This is a genomic window from Longimicrobium sp. (assembly GCF_036399255.1).
Classification (GTDB): domain Bacteria; phylum Gemmatimonadota; class Gemmatimonadetes; order Longimicrobiales; family Longimicrobiaceae; genus Longimicrobium.
In genome coordinates this window covers 14,584-34,120 of the sequence record NZ_DASWNM010000014.1, presented here as the reverse complement: position 1 = coordinate 34,120, position 19,537 = coordinate 14,584, and the positions used below count along the sequence as shown (strand labels likewise).

Below are 19,537 nucleotides of genomic sequence, written 5' to 3'. Positions count from 1 at the left end.
ACCCCGTACTTATCGCTCGGCCGGCGCTTTCTGCTCATTCAGCCCGTACACCCGGCCATCCGGTCCGCGGAAGTGGCGGAAGGCGTAGCCCATCTCCGGGAAGCGGTTGATCTGGCCGAGCAGCTCGCCGTCGGCGGCCTCCACCGCCCGGGACGCGGCCTCGATGTCGTCCACGCGGAAGCCGAACGCGACGCCACCCTCGTTGTAGCCGAAGGGCGGCAGGGCCTCCGGCAGGTACAGCTCCAGAATGGTGCCGTTGGCCATCGAGAACACGCTGACGCCCGGCATCTCCATCATGGGGGTGAGGCCCAGCGTCTCGGTCGCCAGCTTTTTCATCGCCGCGAACTTCGTTTCGTCTTCGAGCGTGACGGCGTGCCAGGTGATGCCTTCCACTTGCATGGTCGTTTTCCTTTCTGGAGTGCTGGATGAGGATCGGCGCCTCAGCGCGACCCGCGGGGGTGACGGGCCGGCTCACGAGGGAAGCCGGCCAGTGCATCGGAACCCTGGGTGATCGCCGCCTTCAAGCGCGCACGGCGGCGGACACTGCCGCACGTGGGGTGGTGGGAGACCGGCCGATCAGCCGGGCCAGGTCGCCGCTGTCCGTGAACAGCTCCCCCCGGGCGATCCCCCGGTCGGAGTCCGCCAGCACGTGGGCGAACGCCTCGGGCAGGCCCACGCCCGCCAGCACGCCGACGTACGCCTCCTCCGGCAGGTCGCGGTACTCCACGGGCCGGCCGCTCGCCTCCGCGATGATCCCGGCCAGCTCGGCGAGCGTGAACGACTCGTCGCCGCCCAGCTCGTAGACACGGTTCTCGTGGCCGGTGCCGGTGAGCACCACGGCGGCGGCCGCCGCGAAGTCCGCGCGCGTCGCCGCGCTCACCCGCCCCTCCTCCGCGCTGCCCAGCAGCGCGCCGTGCTCCAGCGCGGGGGCGAGGTTCCCCGTGTAGTTCTCCAGGTACCAGCCGTTGCGCAGAAAGACGAAGGGGATGCCGGAGGCGCGGATGCCCTCCTCGGAAGCCCTGTGTTCGGCGGCCAGCTGCATGGCACTGGTGTCCGCCTTCAGGATGCTGGTGTAGGCCAGCAGCTTCACTCCCGCGGAGCGAGCCGCCTCGACCACGTTGCGGTGCTGCTCGGCGCGCCTGCCCACCTCGCTGGAGGAGACCAGCAGCAGCTTCTCCACGCCCTGCAGCGCCGGACCCAGCGTCTCCGGCCGCGAGTAGTCCGCGTGGCGCACCTGTACGCCGCGGGCGGCCAGGTCACCCGCCCTGTCGGGGCTGCGCACCAGCGCGACGACCTGGCCCGGCTCAACGCCGCGCTCCAGCAGGTTCTCGACGACCAGGCGGCCCAGGTGGCCGGTGGCTCCGGTTACAGCGATCATGCTCATAGCTCCCTGCCCATCCACGGGCATCCATCGTGTGGTTGGCGACGCGAGTGCCCGTGCGCACGCTCGCGGTTCACGCCGCGGCTCCGGTCAGGCGACCGAGACCCAGGCCGGCGCGATTCCGGTCCCGCGGCCGGCCATGTATCCAAGGTGGATGTTGAGCATCGCCAGCGGCTCCAGGTACCGCGCGTTCGAGAGCGGACCGGCGTCCACGGCCTCGAACCCGGCGCTCTCGATGAGGCCGCGCACCGCCTGTTTCGCCGCCTCGTCGTCGCCGGCGTAGAACACCTGCGCCTTCGCGGTGCCCGGCTCCGAACCGAGCACCTGCGCGAAAATGGTGTTGAAGGCCTTCACGACCCGCGCTCCCGGCACCGCCTTCTGGATCTCCTCCGCCGCCGAGGTGGTGAGGCCGACCAGCAGGCCGGAGAAGTCCGGCTTGCCCGGGTTGCTGATGTCGATGACGGTCTTGCCGCTCACGTCGCCCGCGCCGTTCAGCGCCTCGGCGGCCGCGGTGTACGGCGTGGCGAGGATGAGCAGGTCGGCACCCGCGGCGATCTGGGCGTGCTGCACTGCGCGCACGTTGCCGCCCGCAGCGGAGGCCGCTTGCTCGGCGTGCGAGAGGTCCTGCGCCGTGATGCTGACCTCGTGGCCGGCGGCCGCGAGACGCTTCGCGAAGGCGGAACCCATGCTGCCCGCGCCGATGATCCCGATCTTCATCTCATGCCTCTTTCTCGTGTGAGTTGATTACGCGCTTACGCGTCCCTGACGTCAGGCGGTGAGCCGCAGCCGGTTGCCCGCGGGGTCCGTGACCCACGATCCGGCCGCATCGTGCTCGGCGTCGGGAACCCGCTCCAGCACCGCGTTCAGGCGAGCGGCGGAGTCGAGCCGGATCGTGTAGTGCCGCAGGCCGGCCGTCCCCGCCGGCTGCCGCGGCGCACCCACCCCCTGCCACGTGTTCAGCGCGAGCCGGTGCGGAAACCGGCCGCCGGCCTGGAAGTCCGCCATCCCCAGCTCCGGTGCGTACATGTGGTCGGTGAAGCCCAGCACCTCGCTGTAAAACCGGTGCGCCGCGTAGATGTCGCCCAGGTGGAAGTGGACGTGGCCTACCTTCGTCCCGGACGGCACCGGACGGTCGTAGTCCGTGTCTGGCAGCCGCCGCAGGAGCCCCTCCACGTCCAGCGGATCCCGCCCGCTGCGCTCCCGGCCCTCGGAATCGATGACCACGGGACGGCTGCCGACCATCCCCATGGAGCGCATGCGCTCCGGCGTTTCCAGCGTCAGCTCCAGGCCGATCCCGTCCGGGTCGTCCAGGTAGATCGCCCTGGACATCACGTGGTCGGTCGGGGCGATGGGCCACCGGCGCGTGATCAGCCGGGCGAGCACGCGCGCGAACTCCGGCTCATCGGGCAGGTGGATCGCGACGTGGTACAGCCCGCTGAAGCCTCGCCGGGGCCGGCTCGTGGCGCCCGGATGCAGCACGAGCAGCGTTTCGTCCGCGGTGCCCAGCTCCAGCGCGGTCTCGTCCCGGCTCCGCAGGTGCAGGCCGACGACGTCCTTCCAGAAGGCCAGGGACCGCTCGGCGTCGATGACGTCCAGGTGCACCGGGCCGAAGGTCATGAAGTCGGCGGGACCGGTGCGGACGATCCCGGGCGCCTGCCTTTCCAGCGGATACCCTGTCGTTGCGTTGCTCATGGCCGGATTCTCCTTGACCAGGTGAACGTGAACCGTGTTTCAGCCGCGCGGCGTGATGAGCGCGGCCTTGCCGCGGCCCCAGGCCACGGAGAGCGCCAGCAGGCCGATCACCAGGTTCATCGGCAGCATGGAGGCCTCACCGCGCGTAAGGTGGAACGCCGACGCCAGCGCCATCACCACCGCCAGCCCGAGCGCCGCCAGCGCGGTAAGGCGCGGCTGAATGCGGGTGAGCGACGGGAGGATGAGGCCCAGCGCGCCGGCGAACTCCGCCGCGCCGATGAAGCGGACCAGCATCTCGGGCACGCTGGTGACCCACGGAAGCGAGGCGGCGAGCGCGTCGATCGGCTGCGTGAGCTTCATGAGCCCGGCCATCCCGAAGAGGGCGGCAAGGGCAACCTGAACGACCCACAGGGTCACGGTCAGGCCGGTGCGGCGAGCGGGGGCGGCGGTCAGAGCGGCGGTAGTCATGGCGAGCGTTCCTTGAGTTGGGTTGTTTGGACGTTGATTGTTATGACAATCCACCGGGCGCAAGGCAACGGGGTCGTGTGCGATCCGTCGGCTCTCCAGAAGTGGAGAGAAGCACCGATCAGAGCAGCTGGCCCCGTCCAAACATGATATAACAATAATCGTTACAACAGTTGTTGTCAACACCCCGGCGTTCGCGCTCCGCCAGGTGATGCCGGAAGGCGCGCAGGTTGCCCCGCGCGCCGCGGCGCTGGATGGAAGCATCTGGAGGGCGGTCGATCATCCCCCGCGTACCACCACGACGAGCGATCCCCGGCCAATCCGCGATACGCCCCGCTCCCGGTCCCGGGCGATCTCCCGGAAGACCTCCTTCGCCTCGGCCTGAATCCTACGGTGCTGGCGCACACCCTGTGGCATGAAAACGAGGCTGTCATTCCGAGGCCCGGCCACACCGGGACCGGCTTTCGCGCGACAGGTTGCAGGGCCGAGGAATCTACTGTCGGGTTGCTGGAGGGTGGACGCGGCAGCCCGCGCAGGAGTCGCGGTCGCGCCGCAGCCAGACAGGGCCAGTACCGTGGCTCACGACAGGCCACCAGCCAGGGCGAGTAGATTTCTCAGTCGGCGCGCAGGGTTTCGGGGTGAGGGATGGTGCGTCGCGGCGCCTCCTTCGAAATGACAGATCGGCGTGTGAGTTTTCCACCTGCTGCGCAGACCCTTGCTCACGGAACCGCTGGCAGCCGTAGCCGCGCCGCCCGTCGTGCCGGCTATTCCCTATTCCCTATTCCCTGCCAGATCCGGCTTTTCTATTCATGGTCACGGCAGGAACACGCGAAAGGGGTCCGGCGTTTCGTGGCAAGCAACGCGGCCCCTCCACGGCGTGAGGGCGGAACGGCGAGCTACTGCGCGAACACCATCTGCTCCGCGGCCGTGCCGCCCGCCTTGCTGACCGAGATCACCATCTTCCCCTCGGCGGTGTTCTCCAGGGTGCAGCTCCAGCCGGGCTCCGCGCCCACCTGCCGCTTGAGGTCGGGGTTCCGGTTGCTGATACTCGCTACGGGCGATCCGCTCACCGCCGGCCTGGCCGTCCCGGGCTCGAGCAGGTTCGAGAGGATGTACTCCTCGGAGATCGCGCCGTCCCGCCACTTCGCGACGGTGACCATCTTCATGTTCGCGGGTGGTCCCGACATGCCGACCATGCACGTCCACTCGCCCTCGGCGATGATGGGCGCGTGGCGGGTGAGCTCCGAGCCGGGCTGCCACATCGGCTGCAGCGCCTGCACGTGTGCATCGATCCCCTCCGTCGTGCCCCCGCCGAAGTTCACCTTGACGTCGGCGGTGTGCAGGCGCCGGAACATGTCGACGTCGCGGTTGTTCCACGCGACGAAATCCAGCAGGTGGAAGTTCGTCGCGTTCGTCACCGCCTGATCGGCCGGCGCCGCCGCTTCGGCCGGCGGGGACGCGCCTGGTGCGGCGTCCGCGGTCTGGCTCCCGTCCGAGGACGAACAGGCTGCCGCTCCGAGCAGCAGTGCGAGGGTGCACGTAGCGAGACCACGGCCCATCCTGTCGGGGAGGATGGTCCCTTCGATGCTTCGGTTCATGCGCTGATGCTCCGGTGGGTGTACACGGCGGCGACTTCACGCCGACGAATCTGCCCACCGTCACTCGTCCGGGACAGGAGTTACCATCGGGTAAGTACCCTTGACCCGCCCGCGATCCCGGGCTGTCTCATCATACCGGATGCGCGACTGCTCGATGCCGTTGCCGTGAGTGCGAGCCCATTCGAGCAGGGCGCGAAGGGCCGGCTGCAGAGCCGCGCCGCTCGCCGTCAGGGAGTACGACCCGGTTCCGCCGGCGTGATCGGGCGGGGTCCGGGCGACGAGGCCGTCGCGCTCCATGGCCCGCAGCGCACCTGTGAGCACCTTGCTGGAGACCTCCAGCTCGCGCCGCAGTTGATTGAAGGGCGTGGGCTCTACACACAGGCGCGTCAGGATCGGAATCACCCACCGCGCCCGGATGACGTCCACGGCGAGGCGGACGATCGCCGCCTCGCCCTGTCCGTGGCGGACGGAGGTGTCGTCGCCAGAAGGAATCTCCGTCACCCTCGTCTGCCCCGTGCTCCCTCCGCCAACTCCGGGTCCGGGCTCCGGGCACGTCATGATGCGCGTGGATCCACCGAGACACGGAGCGGAATGCCCCAGGGGTCGGCCACCGTGAAGGCGTCGGGGCCCGCGGGAGTGACGTGCACGCCGCCCGCCTGGAGCCGCGCGCGGGCGGCGTCCACATCCGCCGCCGCGGGCAGGTAGATGCGCCACTCGCGCAGTCCCACATGGTCCGCCGGGCGCGGCGGCGCGCCCTCGCCCCGCCACGTGTTGAAGCCGAGGTGGTGATGGTAGCTGCCCGCCGACGCGAGGGCGCCGTTCCCAAAGTCCACCTGGGACTCAAACCCCAGCAGGTCCAGGTAAAAGGTGCGTGCCCGCGGCATGTCACCCACGTGCAGGTGCACGTGCCCCACGCGTAGCCCCGGCGCGGCGTGCGGCGCGGGCGGCTCCGCGACGGCCAGGGTGAGCAGCCCCTCGGCGTCCAGGGGCTGCATTCCCACTTCCATGAGCTTCGCGAGCGTCGTGGGCCACTGTTCGCGCGGCGTGTCCCACGCCAGCTCCAGTCCGTTGCCGTCCGGATCGGACAGGTAGATGGCCTCGTGCGTCGCGTGGTGCGAGCCGCCGACGGGCCGGCCCGCCTCGGCAATGCGCCGCGCGGTGTGAGCCAGCTCCAGGCGCGACGGATAGTTGAGGGCCACATGGTAGAGCCCCGCGTTCGCCAGGTGCTTGCCGGCGGGACGGGCGCCGGGCTCCTGCTGGAGCACCACGACGTCCTCCCGCCCGGCGCCGGTGTTCAGGTGCGACACCTCGTGCGCGCCCTCCCGGCCGCGCGCGGCCACCTGCAGCCCGATGACGCGGGTATAGAAGTCCACCGCGCGGTCCAGGTCCGCGACGGCCAGGCGCACCGGCCCAAGCCGGAGCGCGTCCGGCAGCAGGGCGCGCGACTCCCGCGTGTATGGCATCAGATCACTGCCGGCGTTGCTCATGGCGATTCCCCTTCGGATACGGCGTGAACGCGAGGTGCGGTCTCAGGCGCGCGGCGCGATGGGCGCGGCCTTGCCGCGGCCCCAGGCCACGAAAGCCGCGAGCGCGCCCAGCACCAGGTTCACCGGGATCATCCCGAACTCGCCGCGCGAGGCGTGCGTGACCGACGCCATCAGCATCACCACCACCAGGCCGAGCGCGGCGAGCGCCGTCAGTCGCGGCTGAACGCGGGTCAGCGCGGGAAGGATCAGGCCCACCGCGCCCGCCAGCTCCGCGATGCCGATGAAGCGGACCAGGGCAGCCGGCACGCTGCCCACCCATGCCATCTGCGTCGCGAGGTCGGCCACGGGCTGCGTCAGCTTCATCAGGCCGGACATGGCGAAGGCGATCGCCAGAAGGATCTGCACGACCCAGAGCGTCACGTTCAGGGCGCGGCGGGACTGCGGGGCGGTGCGGGCGGAAGCGGTGGTGGTCATGGCGGATTCTCCTGTGCTGTGTTGGAACGTGGTTTGTTGTAACAGGTTAGTGCCCAGCGAAAGCCTCCGTGGCAGCGGAGGCGTGGTGCTCAGGTCCTGGCGGCGCCCTCGGGTTCGTCTACGAGCTCGAGCAGCGAACGCAGCGTCGCAAGCTGTTCGGGCGAGAAGCGCCGAAACTGCTCCCGGTGCAGGGCGTCGACTGCCGGCGTGGCCTCCAGCAGCATCTCCCGCCCGGTGTCGGTGAGCCTCGCCCTCACGAAGCGGCGCTGCCTGGGGTCCCGCTCCCGCACCACGAGCCCCGCCTCGGCCATGCGGTCGAGCAGGCGCGTCATGTCGGGCACGGGGGAGAGCAGGCGGCTGCCGATCTCCGTCCCGCAGAGGCCTTCCGCGCCCGCGCCGTTCAGGATGCGGAGCACGTTGTACTGCGTGGGCGTCAGGCCGTACGGCTTGAGCAGCTGTTCCATCCGGTATATGCCCCGGACGACCACGCGCCCCATTGCGACTGCGGCCCGTTGTTCAGGCGACACCGGCAGCGATACTGCGCCCTTGGCTTGGTCACTCATGGCTGAACGATAGCTGTTATAACATTCGTTGTCAACCCTCACCCTTCCCGCTGCGAGCGGATCCCGCTGTACACCCGCTACATGGCCCGATCGCCGGGCGCCCGTAGAGGTAACGTGATGAGGACGCCGGCTGCCGAGTGGGTCACTCTTTCGGCTTTGCCCGCACCATCCGCCGACCTGTCGAGAGCGGGATCGAGAAACGGGAAAGTCGACACATCTCCCAGGAGGTCTGCCCCTGGAACTCGTTCGCCCACGCCATCGTCCGAGGAGGCGTTCCTGGCGCGCGAGGGGCTGGACGGGCCGTCGCTCGTCGAGTGGATGACGATGACGCAGGAGGAGTTCAGCGTGCGCTTCAAGCGCTCCCCATCAAGCGGGCCAAGCGGCGCGGCCTGCTGCGCAATGTGGCCGTCGCGCTCGGCAACTGGGGATCGCCCGAGGCCGTCCCCGCGCTGGCCGCCGCGCTGAACGATAAAGAGCCGCTGGTACGCGGCCACGCGGCGTGGGCGTTGGAGCGCATCGGCACGGAGGCGGCGCGGCAGGCGCTGCGGGGGAGGGAAGAGGTGGAGGCGGACGCGTGGGTGCGCGAGGAGATCGCGTCGGCGCTCGCGGGCTGACGTCGCCCGCCTGGTTCGCTACTTTGGACTTCATCCCTGGTGCACCGCTCCGAATGTCCGTGCGAGCGGTCTGGGTTCAGTATGTGGGTAGTAGTAGAGAACCAGAGCCACGTCAAAGGGCCGCCGCCCCCAACCCGTCCCCGAACGCATCGCATCCCATGCTGATCGCCCTGCTCTCGCTCGCCCTGCAGACGCCAGTGCCCGCGCCCGCCCAGGCACAGGCGGACACGACGCCGGCGCAGTACGTGGTCCTGAACCACGGCCGCCCCGCCGGCGACATGCGCGTAAGCCGCGACGCGGACTCCGTTGTCGTGCGCTTCATCTACCAGGACCGCCAGCGCGGCCCGCGCGTGGAGACGCGCTACTGGTTGGCCCCGGACGGCAGCCTGGCCAGGATGGAGTCGCGCAACCTCCCCGCCGGCGCTCCGCCTTCATCGGTGTGGGACCGCTTCGAGGTCGTTGGGGAGCGGGTGCGGTTCGGCTCCCCGAGCGACTCCGCCGGCGTGCCGCGCGAGCCGGGCACGTTCTACAACCCTCGCGCCGGCACGCCGTACGACCAGGCGCGGCTCGCGGCGCACCTGCTGCGCCAGCCGAACCGCACCACCCGCATCCTCCCCATGGGCACCGCCACGGCCGAGGTCGCGGGGGATGCGACCGTGACGGTGAACGGCACCCCCCAGCGCGTGCGCCTGGTGATGGTCGACGGGCTGGGACTGTCGCCGGACGGCGTGTGGCTGGACGAAGCGGGCGAGCTGTTCGCGAGCCAGGCCGCCTGGTTCATTACCGTCCGCCGCGGCGCGGAGGACGCGCTGCCCACGCTGCGCGCCATCGAGCGCGCGTACCACGCCCGGCGGGCAGAGGCCGTGGCTCGCCGCTTCGCGGACCATCGCACGGGCCCGCTCGTGATCCGCAACGGCGACGTGTTCGACAGCGAGCGCGGCACCATCCGTCCCCGCACCACCGTCGTCATCCAGGGCGACCGCATCACCGCCGTGGGTCCCGCGGACTCCGTGCGCATCCCTGCCGGCGCCCGCGTGATCGACGCGACCGGCAAGACGGTGATGCCGGGGATGTGGGATATGCACACCCACCTGCACTTCATCGGCGAGGAGGTCAACGGGCTGCTGTTCCTGGCCGCGGGCATCACCACCGTGCGCGACGTCGCTGCGGACATAGACGCGGCGCTGTCTGAGCGGGAGCGGGAGAAGGCGGGCACCTACCTGGCGCCTCGCCCGATCCTGGCGGGCTTCATCGAAGGCCCGGGGCGCTGGGCAGGGCCGTCCGGCGTGCTGGTGCGTACGGAAGAGGAGGCGCGGGAATGGGTGGCGCGGTACGACTCCATGGGGTACCGCCAGATCAAGCTCTACAACCTGGTGCACCCGGACCTGGTGCCCACCATCGCGGAAGAGGCGCACAGGCGCGGCATGCGGCTGAGCGGGCACGTGCCGCGGGGGCTCACGGTGCAGGGCGCCGTCACGCTCGGCTTCGACGAGATCAACCACTCCGCGTTCCTGTTCTCCACCTTCTTTCAGGACTCGCTGTACCTGCCGCGCATGCGGGCCTACAGCCAGGTGGCCACCGGCGTGGCGCCCACGTTCAACGTAGACTCGCCGGAGATGACGCAGCTGATCCTGTTCCTGCGCGAGAAGGGGACGGTGGTGGACGGCACCTTCAACCTGTGGCAGGACCGCTCGCCGCTGCCGGACGGAACGGATCCCGTGTTCGGGCCCACAATCACGTGGCTGCCGGAGGTGCTGCGCCGCAACATGACGGTGGGCGGGACGGGCAACCCGCAGGAGGCGGCGCGGGCGCAGGCCGCGAGCGCCAACTACCGCCGCCTGCTCAAGCGCCTGTTCGACGCGGGCGTTACGCTGGTGCCGGGCACGGACAACTTCCCCGGCCTGTCTTTCCATGGCGAGCTCGAGATCTACGAGCGCGCGGGCATCCCCGCCGCCAGGGTGCTGCAGATCGCCACGATCGTTCCCGCGCGCGTGATGAAGGAGGACACGGACTACGGCAGCATCACCACCGGCAAGGTGGCTGACCTGGTGATCGTGGACGGCCGTCCTGCCGAGCGCATCACCGACATCCGCCGCACCACGCACGTGGTGCGCGCCGGCAAGCTGTACGATACGCGCGCGCTGTACGAGGCCGCCGGCCTGACCCAGCGCTTCGAGCGCCGCTGACCACGTGCCGGACCCCGGAGAAAGCGAGGAGGACCGCGCGGTGTGCCGCGCCGCGAAGGGCTGGACGGGCCGTCGCTGATCGAGTGGATGACGATGACGCAGGAGGAGTTCAGCGCGCGCTTCAAGGGCTCGCCCATCAAGCGCGCGAAACGGCGCGGCCTGCTGTGCAACGTGGCCGTCGCGCTGGGCAACTGGGGCGCGCCGGAAGCCGTCCCCGCGCTGGCGATCGCGCTGAACGACGAGGAGCCGCTGGTGCGCGGGCACGCGGCGTGGGCGCTGGGGCGCATCGGCACGGAGGCGGCGATGCAGGCGTTGCGGGGGAGGGAAGAGGTGGAGGCGGACGCGTGGGTGCGGGAGGAGATCGGGGGGGCGCTGGTTTGGGCCGGTCCGGTAGCGTCTGATCGCACCGGACCGGCAGGAGGATGAGAAGGGCGCCCTCGCGAACGCGGGGGCGCTCTTCTCTTTGGCGCAGGAAGCCAATGCTCCGGGACGTCCGTTACGGGCGGGCCGAGAGGGTTGCGGCCCCGGCGGCTACGGCACCCGCGCGCTGCGGATTTGCGAAGACGAGTGCGCGGGATGGCTCCGTCAGTGGTTCGTGCCGGAATCGCGGCGATCACTCCCGGAGACCCCGATCCTCTAGGATGACGCGGCCATCGGGCCTGTGTTGAAAGCGATCCACCCGCAAGAGGTGCCGTAGATTGCAGCAAGCGCTTGGGCGGCGAGGAAGACGTAGATGTTCTTTCCGAAGGGCGACAGCATCCCGCCGAGATCGAACGCCACGTTTCCGGCGAACCCTATCGTGTCGGGGCGCGTCCGCTCCTTCACGTACGCGTAGATAAGCAAGGCGTCGACCAGCCAAACGCCGTTGAGCGCAATTTCGGCCAGCGGCGAGAATTCTTGCCACCCGGACGTCTTGTAACCCCACTCGGAATTGTCGACCCCGGTCTTGCCGATGCTGACGAGTGCAAGGAGAACGTTTGCGGTGTACCGCCGGCCGCCTTCGCTGTCCCACAAGACAAGGAAGTTCGGAGCTGCATAGAAGGTGTACGCGGCCAAGGAAAGGCCCCTTATACCCAGGCTCGGAATCTCGGAGAGGTCTTCCGCGGAGGCGTCGAGGCCCCCGTCTTGGGGCAACAGCGCGTTGACTTCAGCGTCACCACCATTTCCCATGTGTGTCAATTGGATGTCGCCTGCAGGTTGTCTCGCACTCCCGCCGCTCCCCGACCCGCCGCGTCGTTTGGCGGCGTTGGTTGCGATGACGAGCGGCATCGCAACGCCAGCCCCCAAGTTCATGCAGAACGCAAAGACATCCCACCATGACCATTCGCCCTGCGCCCGCGATGCCTCTGTCCCTGGTGTTGACACCGCGCTTCCTGACGTCGCAGTGCTTGGCGGATCTGCCGGGGAGGCCGACGCGTCGTCCCCGACCGGCGCCATCATGGCGTATACGCCACCGCGCACGGCAGATCCTGGAGCAGCAGGGGGCGCGAGCGGCGGAAGGGCGGCGAGGCTGGACCCCGCGATCAGCGTCGCCGTGGTGGCGTTATCGGGGAAAGGTGCCATCTTTGCGACCATCTTGAAGACCACGGTCGCGGGTACCGCGACGACGAGGCACACCAGGTCCAGCATGCTCAGGTCGTTTCCGGAGATCTCCTTGTAAAGCGGCGACAGCACGGGAATGCTGATCGGTGCGTCGAGCATGTCCAGCAGGCTGTCGGATACGGACCGCAGCACGTCCAGCACCGCGAGAATGATGTTCTCGCCCTGAGCAAGCAGCAGTTCGCCCAGAACGGCGACGATCCGCTTGGCTGCTTCTTTCAGCGAGATATCGTTCCACGCATCGAACACCTGTGTCTTGAGCGAATTCGCCGCGGTGGAGAACGCCTCGAGATCATTCTTCAGCAGGGTGAGCAGATCAGTCACCACGTTGCCGGCTGCGTCGGGTGCGGCGGGCTCTGCGCCGGCCGTCGAGAGGTTGTAGAGGTTGCTCTTCGTGTGGTACAGCGCCCAGTTCGCCTGCGGCGCGTTTTGCCCAGGCTGGGCGGGAGCCGCTGCCTGGTAGCTGCCCAGGGTATCGGCATCGTCGGGGAGGTCCGCCCAGGCGTTGAGGTGTTGATCAAGCTCCGCGAACCGACTTTTCACCTCCTCTTCCGCCGTCGCGAGCGCGGCGCCCACCTGGGCTACTGAAATCCGGACGAGGTTCTTGATTACGTTGTGGGTACGGACGATGTCGCCCCACTCGAAGAGGAAGCCCAGGAACTTGATGGCGTCCTCGATGCCGATCTCGATCTTCTTTAGGACCATCTCCACGGTCTGCAGCACGCTGCCCAGGTCGTGGAGCACGGTGCGGAAGGTCTGGTCCACCCAGGTGATGACGCAGTGCCACGCGTCCTCCGCCGCGTGGATGACCACTTCCGCGTCCTCGACGACCGTCGGCGCCACGTGGTTCAGCCAGTTGAGCAGGTCCCCCGCGGCGACCTCGATGATGGACTCGCCGCCGCCGCCCGCCGCTGCCGGGGCGGACGGGGCGGCGGTGGGAGGCGGGCCGTCCGGCGGCGCGGCTTCCGCGCTCCCCGTGCCGCTCGCGGTACCGGCGCCCGTGGCGGCCGGGGGGGAGGCGGTCTCGCCGTTCCGCGGCAGCGTGCCGGCGACGGCCGACAGCTGCCCCAGCGCCTGCGCGGCGGCGGCGGTCTGGTCCGCGCTCACGCCCGCGGGCACCAGCGGCTGCCGGGTGCCGTCCGCGTTGGTCACCTGCACGGCGGCCAGGTCGGCCCCGCTCTGGATGGCGGAGAGGCGCTGGACCACCTTGTCCATCGGGTTCACGTCCGCCGACACGCTCCCGGACGGCACCTCCACGTGGTACGAGACCCCCGCCAGCCCCTGCGTGGGCTGCACGATCGTCAGCACCCCCGTGACGTCCGCCGCCACATTCACCGCCACGTCCGGCGACAGTACGTAGTAGACGTCGTTCAGGTACACGCCCACCGGGCTGGACGAGGTGAGGGAGAGCGGCGTCGCGCCGGCGCCCACGTTGCGGTCGTCCGTGACCTGCAGGTGCGTGGTGTAGCTGGTGAACTTCACCACGTCGCCGGGGTCGGTGGAGGGAAGGAGGACGGCGCGCTGGCTCCACGCCGTGGTCACCGGGTCCTGCGTGAGCCGCACCAGCGTCTGCCCCGACGTCTCGGCGAAGATCACGCTGCTGTCCGCGCCCTGGTTCAGGTACGACGCCATCTGCTCCACGCCTGCCAGCAGCGGGAGGGGATACGACCAGGCCGTGGGGTCCGCCTCGCGCCCCGCGGGGCAGCGGAGGTAGAAGAGCTGGTCCTGCGCGTTGATCCCCCACACCGCCGTCGCCGCGGCCGTGGTGGCGGCGGAAAGGGCGCGCACGCCCGCCAGCACGGGGTTCGCCGCCACCTGCACGGCGACGGCTCCGTCGTGCTGGTTGGCGGGCGTGAACAGGTACAGCGCCCCGCCGCCGGCCACGAACACGCTGCTCTGCCCGGCGCCGTTCAGCGCCGTGGCCATGGCCGCGGCGCCGGCGGGCACGGTCAGCCGCGCGGGGGAGGGCGGGAGCGCCTTGTTGAACGCGTTGTACAGCGGCGTGTAGAGGAGCTCCTGCGTCCCCCCGATCTGGCCGAAGGTATACACGCCGGCCGTGTAGTCTCCCGGCCGCATCCCCAGGCGGCTGACGATGCTCCCCGCCGAGAGGTCGGCGGCCAGCGCGTGCTCGTTCCACTTCGGCGCGCCGGAGGGCGTCACCCAGTAGCGGTCGATGAGGTTCAGCGCGCTCGCCGGCTGCCGCATCACGTCCACCACGATGTACTCCGCGCCCCCCGCCTGCATCACGTACACGTCCGCGATGGAAAGTGACGGCATGGCGCTGCTTCCGTCGTACGGCACCGCCGTCCACTGCACCCCCGCGCCCCACGAATCGTCCGTGTTGGCGTTTCCCTGCGACACGTACAGGAAGTCGCCGCCACCCGCGGTAACGGCCAGCGCCAGGTCGATGTTCCCCGTCTGCGGGTCCTGCGACACCCCGAACGTCTTTGCCGTCACCGCGGTACCGGCGTGCTGCGCGGCAAGGGTGCTGCTCAGGTCCATGCGGCTCCACCCCGTCTTTCCGCCTGCGGCTCCCTGCGTCAGGTAGAAGACGCCATCGGTGCCGATGGAGAAGAAGAGGGAGAAGCCGTCCCGTGTCTGCAGCGCGTCGAAGCGCTGGTCGGGCGAGAGAACCGTGGCGTGCTTCTGGTTCTCCATCAGCTCGGATTCGAATGCGATCTTCATCGAGTGTCTCTCATCGTGTGGATGGATGGCGCTCTCCCCGGGCACCCCAGGATGAAGGCCCGGGTGAGGGCGTGTCTGTGGCCGCGCCCTACGCGGGGTTGGCGTAGGTGATGTGGGCCACCAGGTCCTGGTTGTCGGAGAACGCCACGTCCTTGAACATGAACGTCTTTCCGCCGGGGAACACGAAGTTCTGGAACACCGAGAGGGGGATGTCCTGCAGGCTGGTGGCGGCCATCGCGCGGCTCCTGTCGACGATCGGCTGCACGTCATTGCTCAGGCCGAAGATGTCGATGTCTAGGCTGCCCTGGCCGCTGAGGTCCTGCGAGTTCTCGACGGGCTGCGACTGCACCGCCGCCGTGATGCGACCGTTTTCGTCCACGGCCAGCGTATAGGTGTCGGTGATGGTCCGGTCGACCGCGTTCCCGCTCATGTTGCTGAACAGGTTCTTGCTCGCGGATACGTTTACGCTAAGGTGCTGCGTAACGGTGAGCGTGGTGCCCGAGGCCTCCACGTCCAGCGTGTACGTGGGCTTGATCACCGCTTTCCCTACGTCTCCGCCAAGACCCGCCTCGTCGCTGGCCGAGTCCGTCCAGCTGTAGCCGAGAAGCCGCGGACCGGTGGCAGGGGTCACGACTTGCGGCGCGCCCGACGGGGTCATGTCAAGGTTGAAGTGCGCGTTTGCGCCGGAGGTCACCACCTGCGCGGTGGGGACGAAGCAGTTCTTCTGGGCCACGGCGTCCAGCTGGCTTCGCAGGTAGCCCACGAAGGTGTCGCGGTTGATGGCGATCACCCCGTCGAACTGCGCCGCCTCCGGCGCCTCCACCCAATTCCACGAGAGGTCGGCGGGCGCGGGGAGCGGGTGGCCGTTCACCGCGCACAGGTAGTTGAGCGTGTACAGCGACTGCTGCGTGGCGGTGGGGCTCAGCACGGGCTGTCCGTTGCTCCCCAGGAACGGCGAGCTCCAGAAGTTCAGGTCCGTGAGGGTCAGCGTCGACGTCGGTGCCGTGGACTGCGTGACCGCGCAGCAGAGCACGGGCGAGTTCCTGGTCTTCATGGCGGCGAAGTACGCGCCTACGAAGTCCTTCTGAAGCACGGCGAACGCGTTGGAGCCGGGATCCACGCCGGAGATGGTGGGAAGCGACTCCAGCGCCGCGCTGTCCAGGTCAAACAGGAGCTGCTGCACGCTGAAGGCGCCCCCGCCAACGTTCTTGATCTGCGCCTGGACGGCCGGCGGCAGGCTGCCGAAGTCGCTGGTGGGCGTCAGGCTCAGGTTCACCCGCGAACTGAACAGCCACGCCTCTCCCTCTACCTGGGAGGTGCTCGTCCACCGGGCGGGGCTGTAGCCGCTAGCCGGCGTGTATTGCACCACCACGAACTCCGAGCACATCAGGTTGTAGGTCACCGTGGAGGTGTCGGCGCCCAGGGTGACGATGTCGGGGATCTGGTCGGGCGCGTACCCCGGCGGCAGTCCCAGCCGGGCCCTGAACCCGGCCATGAAGCGCGCGGCGAACAGCTTCTGCAGGTCCGGGCTGGTCGCGGGGTCCGCCCCGTCCGGCACCGCGAACGGATCCGCGCCGCTGGTCGTCTTCAGCGTCTCGTAGTCGTAGGGGGTGGGGTTGCCGTTCTGGTCCGCCACGTAGCAGATCACGGATTCGGCCGGTTCGCCGCCGCTCAGGTATTCCTTGAGGGTGACGTTCAGGCTTGCCTGGGTAGTGGCAACCACGACGTCGTACCCGTAGATGCCGAGCGAGAGGTTGGACTGGCGTGCGCTCATTGCGGTCCTCGGTGAGTGGGTGGGTGATCGGGCTCCAGTGCCTTGATGCCCGGCTCACTGGACGGCGCGGCGGTGCCGCGGCGGCTATCACGGGAACGGGGCATGGCACCGCCTGCTGCGGGATCGACGACGCGGAGCATGGCGGAGCGGCGGGCGTCCAGCGGAAGGGCCTGCACATGCGCGACGATGCGCCGCCGCAAGGCGCCCTGGGCGCGCTGAAAGCGGCGCTTGGCCGCGCTCTCCGGGATCCCGAGCGCGGCGGCCACCTCTTTCCACGACCGCCCTCCCACCAGCCGCAGGCGCAGCAACTCGGCAGTGGGCTCGGGAACTTCGGCCAGCACTTCCGCCGCCACGCTCTCCAGCAGGCGAGGCGGCGGCGCCTCTTCACCGGGAAGCGGGCCGCCGGCCTCGGTGTGCGCCCAGTGAGCGTCGCCGCGCACCTCACCGCGGCCGCGGACCTGGCGCAGGTGGTCCAGCAGCATGTTGCGCGCGATGGTGAGCGCCCACGAAAGCAGCCGCCCGTCGCTGGTGAAGGTGCTCCGTGGGAAGGCGGCGGCCGCCCGGATCAGCGTCTCCTGGCACAGGTCGTGGGCCAGGTCCTCCGCGTCGGCGGCCGCACTGAGCCGGCCCAGGAGGTAACGGTACACGGGGCCTTCCATCTGGCGCAGCAGGTGGTCCAGGGCACGCGCGCATCCTGCCTGGGCCATGCGGCCCAGATCCACGAGCGAGCTGCAAGTCTCGCCCGCGTGGTTGCGCGGGCTCACTCCGCCCGCAGAGGCGCGGGGCGGGAGGGGTGCGCGTGCCGCGCGTCTGCAACGGGAACTTCCATTGTGGGGACGCCGATGACGGGTTGAACCCGGCGCGGCATCCCGCCCGCAGGAGGCCGCCCGAGCGGATCGCTCTCCCGTGGGAACGAAACGCGGCACCCCTCCCGCCGTACTTTGCTTGAATTGCGGTGTCTTTCCCGGCGCGATCGCCACGGTTGCGCAGAAACAGATGCGCCCGGCCTCAGGTGAGGACCGGGCGCGCTGTTTTGGCGGCGAGGTGAGTTGCCGCAGGCAGTGCGCGGCACGGCAATCCGGACATGCGAACGCCGGGAAGGTGCCGGTTTGCGTTACCGGGACGGACGCAAGCGCGCGGTTCCTCCCGCGCCGCTACCCCTCACAACGCTTCCGCCGTCAGTGGCTACGTGAAGCCGGGCCGCTCACGCACGGGGCGGATCGCAGCGGGGAGGATGGTCCTGCCGGGACGCGGTGGAGGATGGCAGTCCGCCCGAGCATGAATGGGCTCGCGGACGTTCACCAGAGCCTGTAGAGGCTCGACAATGGAGAGCAGAACATGGCAAGTCTGGAAGGCGTCGACGTATCCCATCTGGAGGGAGCGATCAACTGGGAGCAGGTCAAGGATGCCGGCATCGCGTTCGCGTTCCTCAAGGCAACCCAGGGGAACGGCTTCGTCGATCCCAGGGCGCAGGAGAACCTCGCCCAGTGCCGCAAATTCGGGATCGTTGCCGGGATGTACCACTTCTATCGCCACGACGTGGACCCGGAGGCGCAGGCGAGGCACTTTCTCGACAACCTCGGTGCCCGGGAGCCCGGCGATCTCCTTCCGGCGATCGACGTGGAGGGGCCGGACGACGGCGGCGGGTCGTTCGACTATCCGAAATCCGAGGTTGTCCGCCGGGTCGGGGTGGTGGTCGGTGCGGTCCAGGCGGCGATCGGACGTGCGCCGATGATCTACACGTATCCGTCCGCCTGGGCGGAGCTCACGGGCAACTCCACCCAGTTCGCGGGCGAATGCCCACTCTGGATCGCCAGCTACGGCGTCGCCACTCCCAGCCTGGTCGGTGGCTGGAAAGACTACACGGTGTGGCAGTACAATGACCACGGAACCGTGAAGGGGATCGGGGGTGCCGTGGACCGCGACCGCTTCAACGGCGACGAAGTCCAGTTGAACGCATTCCGCATCGCGGCGCTGGCGAAGGTGGCAAGGCCGTCCTGAACGGGGATGCCAAGGTCCGCGGCGCTCCGGGCACGGACTAGGCTGAGGCCGCGGTGCTGCACCGTGGCACGCCGTGGCGGTCCGTGACCGGGCCGGTGCCGGCGGATGGCCACGACTGGTGGACGATCGACGATGGCGCCGGGACGGCCGGCTCCAACAGCACGGTTCCGAGCCCCGCCTGACGTGGCCGATCATCCGGGACGCCTCGACACGCAGGAGCCACCCGCGATCCTCGTGACGGTCTCCCCGCCCTCCCGGACGACAATGGCCGAGGCATCGTACGCGGAGCCCCACCTTCAGCTGATCGGGTCAGTTGAAGGTGGGGCTCCGGTTTCGCAACGCGGCAGGTCATCCGCCGACATCATCGCACGAGACGCGTCTGCGACAAAGGGGACGTGCTCGCGCGCAAGCCTCCACGTCGTTCCGCCCGCGCGCGGGCTCGCGTCGGATGCGGCGTGGCGCTCGATGGACGCAGACCAGCGGCACCCGGCACCCCGGGCTGTACACTCGGTACAGACGCCAACGGGAATCGAGTCGCCGGGGAGCATCGGTAAAAGCAGCCTGACGCCCAACCTCAGCTGCCGAACGGTTTGCTCCTCGGGCTTCGCCTCGAGGGGCTGGACGGCCCGTCGCTCATCGAGTGGATGACGATGACGCAGGAGGAGTTCAGCGCGCGCCTCAAGGGCTCGCCCATCAAACGCGCCAAGCGCCGCGGCCTGCTGCGCAACGTGGCCGTCGCGCTCGGCAACTGGAGCTCGCCCGAGGCCGTCCCCGCGCTCACGGTCGCGTTGAACGACGAGGAGCCGCTGGCCTGCGGGGTTGGGGCGCGTCGGGACGGAGGCGGCGCGGCGGGCGCTGCGGGGGAGGGAAGAGGTGGAGGAGGACGCGAGGGTGCGGGAGGAGATCGGCGCGCGCCTGGACGAGGAGAGCGGACGGCCGACGCCGACGTAGCGCGGCCCCCATGAATTCGGCCCCGGCGAGCGAGCTCGCCGGGGCCGAATCGTGATCCACCACTCCT

General features: G+C 69.6%; 17 protein-coding genes and 1 pseudogene. 5 read left to right on the top strand and 13 right to left on the bottom strand.

The features are described 5' to 3' along the window. Window positions 1-9 precede the first annotated feature (9 nt). The 10 genes and pseudogenes from VGC13_RS00930 to VGC13_RS00885 all read right to left on the bottom strand — a co-directional run bounded on the left by VGC13_RS00930 (window position 10) and on the right by VGC13_RS00885 (window position 7,561). Window positions 10-399 (bottom strand): VOC family protein, encoded by a 390-nt coding sequence (locus VGC13_RS00930; protein ID WP_331123308.1) that lies wholly within the window; start codon window positions 397-399, stop codon window positions 10-12. A 121-nt stretch (window positions 400-520) separates the two neighbouring features. Continuing rightward, complete coding sequence (locus VGC13_RS00925; protein ID WP_331123307.1) at window positions 521-1,378, bottom strand: SDR family oxidoreductase; 858 nt, start codon at window positions 1,376-1,378, stop codon at window positions 521-523. 93 nt (window positions 1,379-1,471) lie between these two features. Further along, window positions 1,472-2,104, bottom strand: a pseudogene (locus VGC13_RS00920) (NADPH-dependent F420 reductase); the annotation flags it as partial. A 45-nt stretch (window positions 2,105-2,149) separates the two neighbouring features. Next, window positions 2,150-3,073, bottom strand: a complete 924-nt coding sequence (locus tag VGC13_RS00915; protein ID WP_331123306.1) for a VOC family protein — start codon at window positions 3,071-3,073, stop codon at window positions 2,150-2,152. Window positions 3,074-3,112: 39 nt separating this feature from the next. Continuing rightward, window positions 3,113-3,541, bottom strand: a complete 429-nt coding sequence (locus VGC13_RS00910; RefSeq protein WP_331123305.1) for a DoxX family protein — start codon at window positions 3,539-3,541, stop codon at window positions 3,113-3,115. 893 nt (window positions 3,542-4,434) lie between these two features. Beyond that, the gene (locus VGC13_RS00905) at window positions 4,435-4,956 is read right to left on the bottom strand and encodes a nuclear transport factor 2 family protein (protein WP_331123304.1); all 522 of its coding nucleotides are present in this window, start codon (window positions 4,954-4,956) and stop codon (window positions 4,435-4,437) included. A gap of 240 nt (window positions 4,957-5,196) precedes the next feature. Beyond that, the gene (locus VGC13_RS00900) at window positions 5,197-5,637 is read right to left on the bottom strand and encodes a helix-turn-helix domain-containing protein (protein WP_331123303.1); all 441 of its coding nucleotides are present in this window, start codon (window positions 5,635-5,637) and stop codon (window positions 5,197-5,199) included. Window positions 5,638-5,690: 53 nt separating this feature from the next. Further along, window positions 5,691-6,599: a VOC family protein gene (locus VGC13_RS00895; RefSeq protein WP_331123302.1), complete on the bottom strand. Its 909-nt coding sequence runs from the start codon at window positions 6,597-6,599 to the stop codon at window positions 5,691-5,693. 66 nt (window positions 6,600-6,665) lie between these two features. Continuing rightward, window positions 6,666-7,097, bottom strand: a complete 432-nt coding sequence (locus tag VGC13_RS00890; RefSeq protein WP_331123301.1) for a DoxX family protein — start codon at window positions 7,095-7,097, stop codon at window positions 6,666-6,668. Between the two features lie 89 nt (window positions 7,098-7,186). Continuing rightward, entirely contained in the window at window positions 7,187-7,561 is a 375-nt protein-coding gene (locus VGC13_RS00885) for a MarR family transcriptional regulator (RefSeq protein WP_331123300.1), read from the bottom strand. 413 nt (window positions 7,562-7,974) lie between these two features. On the opposite strand from VGC13_RS00885, the gene VGC13_RS00880 reads away from it, so the two are divergent. From VGC13_RS00880 to VGC13_RS00870, 3 genes are all read left to right on the top strand, one after another. Continuing rightward, on the top strand, window positions 7,975-8,274 hold the full coding sequence (locus VGC13_RS00880) for a HEAT repeat domain-containing protein (protein WP_331123299.1): 300 nt from the start codon (window positions 7,975-7,977) through the stop codon (window positions 8,272-8,274). A gap of 158 nt (window positions 8,275-8,432) precedes the next feature. Next, window positions 8,433-10,460: an amidohydrolase family protein gene (locus tag VGC13_RS00875; RefSeq protein WP_331123298.1), complete on the top strand. Its 2,028-nt coding sequence runs from the start codon at window positions 8,433-8,435 to the stop codon at window positions 10,458-10,460. A 42-nt stretch (window positions 10,461-10,502) separates the two neighbouring features. Then, a complete protein-coding gene (locus VGC13_RS00870) occupies window positions 10,503-10,886 on the top strand; it encodes a HEAT repeat domain-containing protein (RefSeq protein WP_331123297.1) in 384 nt (127 codons plus the stop codon). A gap of 210 nt (window positions 10,887-11,096) precedes the next feature. Here the strand turns inward: VGC13_RS00870 and VGC13_RS00865 are convergent, their stop codons facing one another. The 3 genes from VGC13_RS00865 to VGC13_RS00855 form a co-directional block, all read right to left on the bottom strand. Continuing rightward, window positions 11,097-14,744 carry a hypothetical protein gene (locus VGC13_RS00865; RefSeq protein WP_331123296.1) on the bottom strand — a complete coding sequence of 1,216 codons (3,648 nt, stop codon included), beginning with the start codon at window positions 14,742-14,744 and terminating at the stop codon, window positions 11,097-11,099. 88 nt (window positions 14,745-14,832) lie between these two features. Next, window positions 14,833-16,518 carry a hypothetical protein gene (locus VGC13_RS00860; RefSeq protein WP_331123295.1) on the bottom strand — a complete coding sequence of 562 codons (1,686 nt, stop codon included), beginning with the start codon at window positions 16,516-16,518 and terminating at the stop codon, window positions 14,833-14,835. Further along, window positions 16,515-17,282, bottom strand: coding sequence for an RNA polymerase sigma factor (locus VGC13_RS00855; protein WP_331123294.1), 768 nt, complete (start codon window positions 17,280-17,282; stop codon window positions 16,515-16,517). The genes VGC13_RS00860 and VGC13_RS00855 overlap by 4 nt, the downstream gene beginning before the upstream one ends. Window positions 17,283-17,856: 574 nt before the next feature. Here VGC13_RS00855 and VGC13_RS00850 point away from each other — a divergent pair. Together VGC13_RS00850 and VGC13_RS00845 are read left to right on the top strand one after the other, a co-directional pair. Further along, window positions 17,857-18,519, top strand: coding sequence for a glycoside hydrolase family 25 protein (locus VGC13_RS00850; protein WP_331123293.1), 663 nt, complete (start codon window positions 17,857-17,859; stop codon window positions 18,517-18,519). Window positions 18,520-19,109: 590 nt separating this feature from the next. Continuing rightward, a complete protein-coding gene (locus VGC13_RS00845) occupies window positions 19,110-19,484 on the top strand; it encodes a hypothetical protein (RefSeq protein ID WP_331123292.1) in 375 nt (124 codons plus the stop codon). Window positions 19,485-19,537 lie beyond the last annotated feature (53 nt).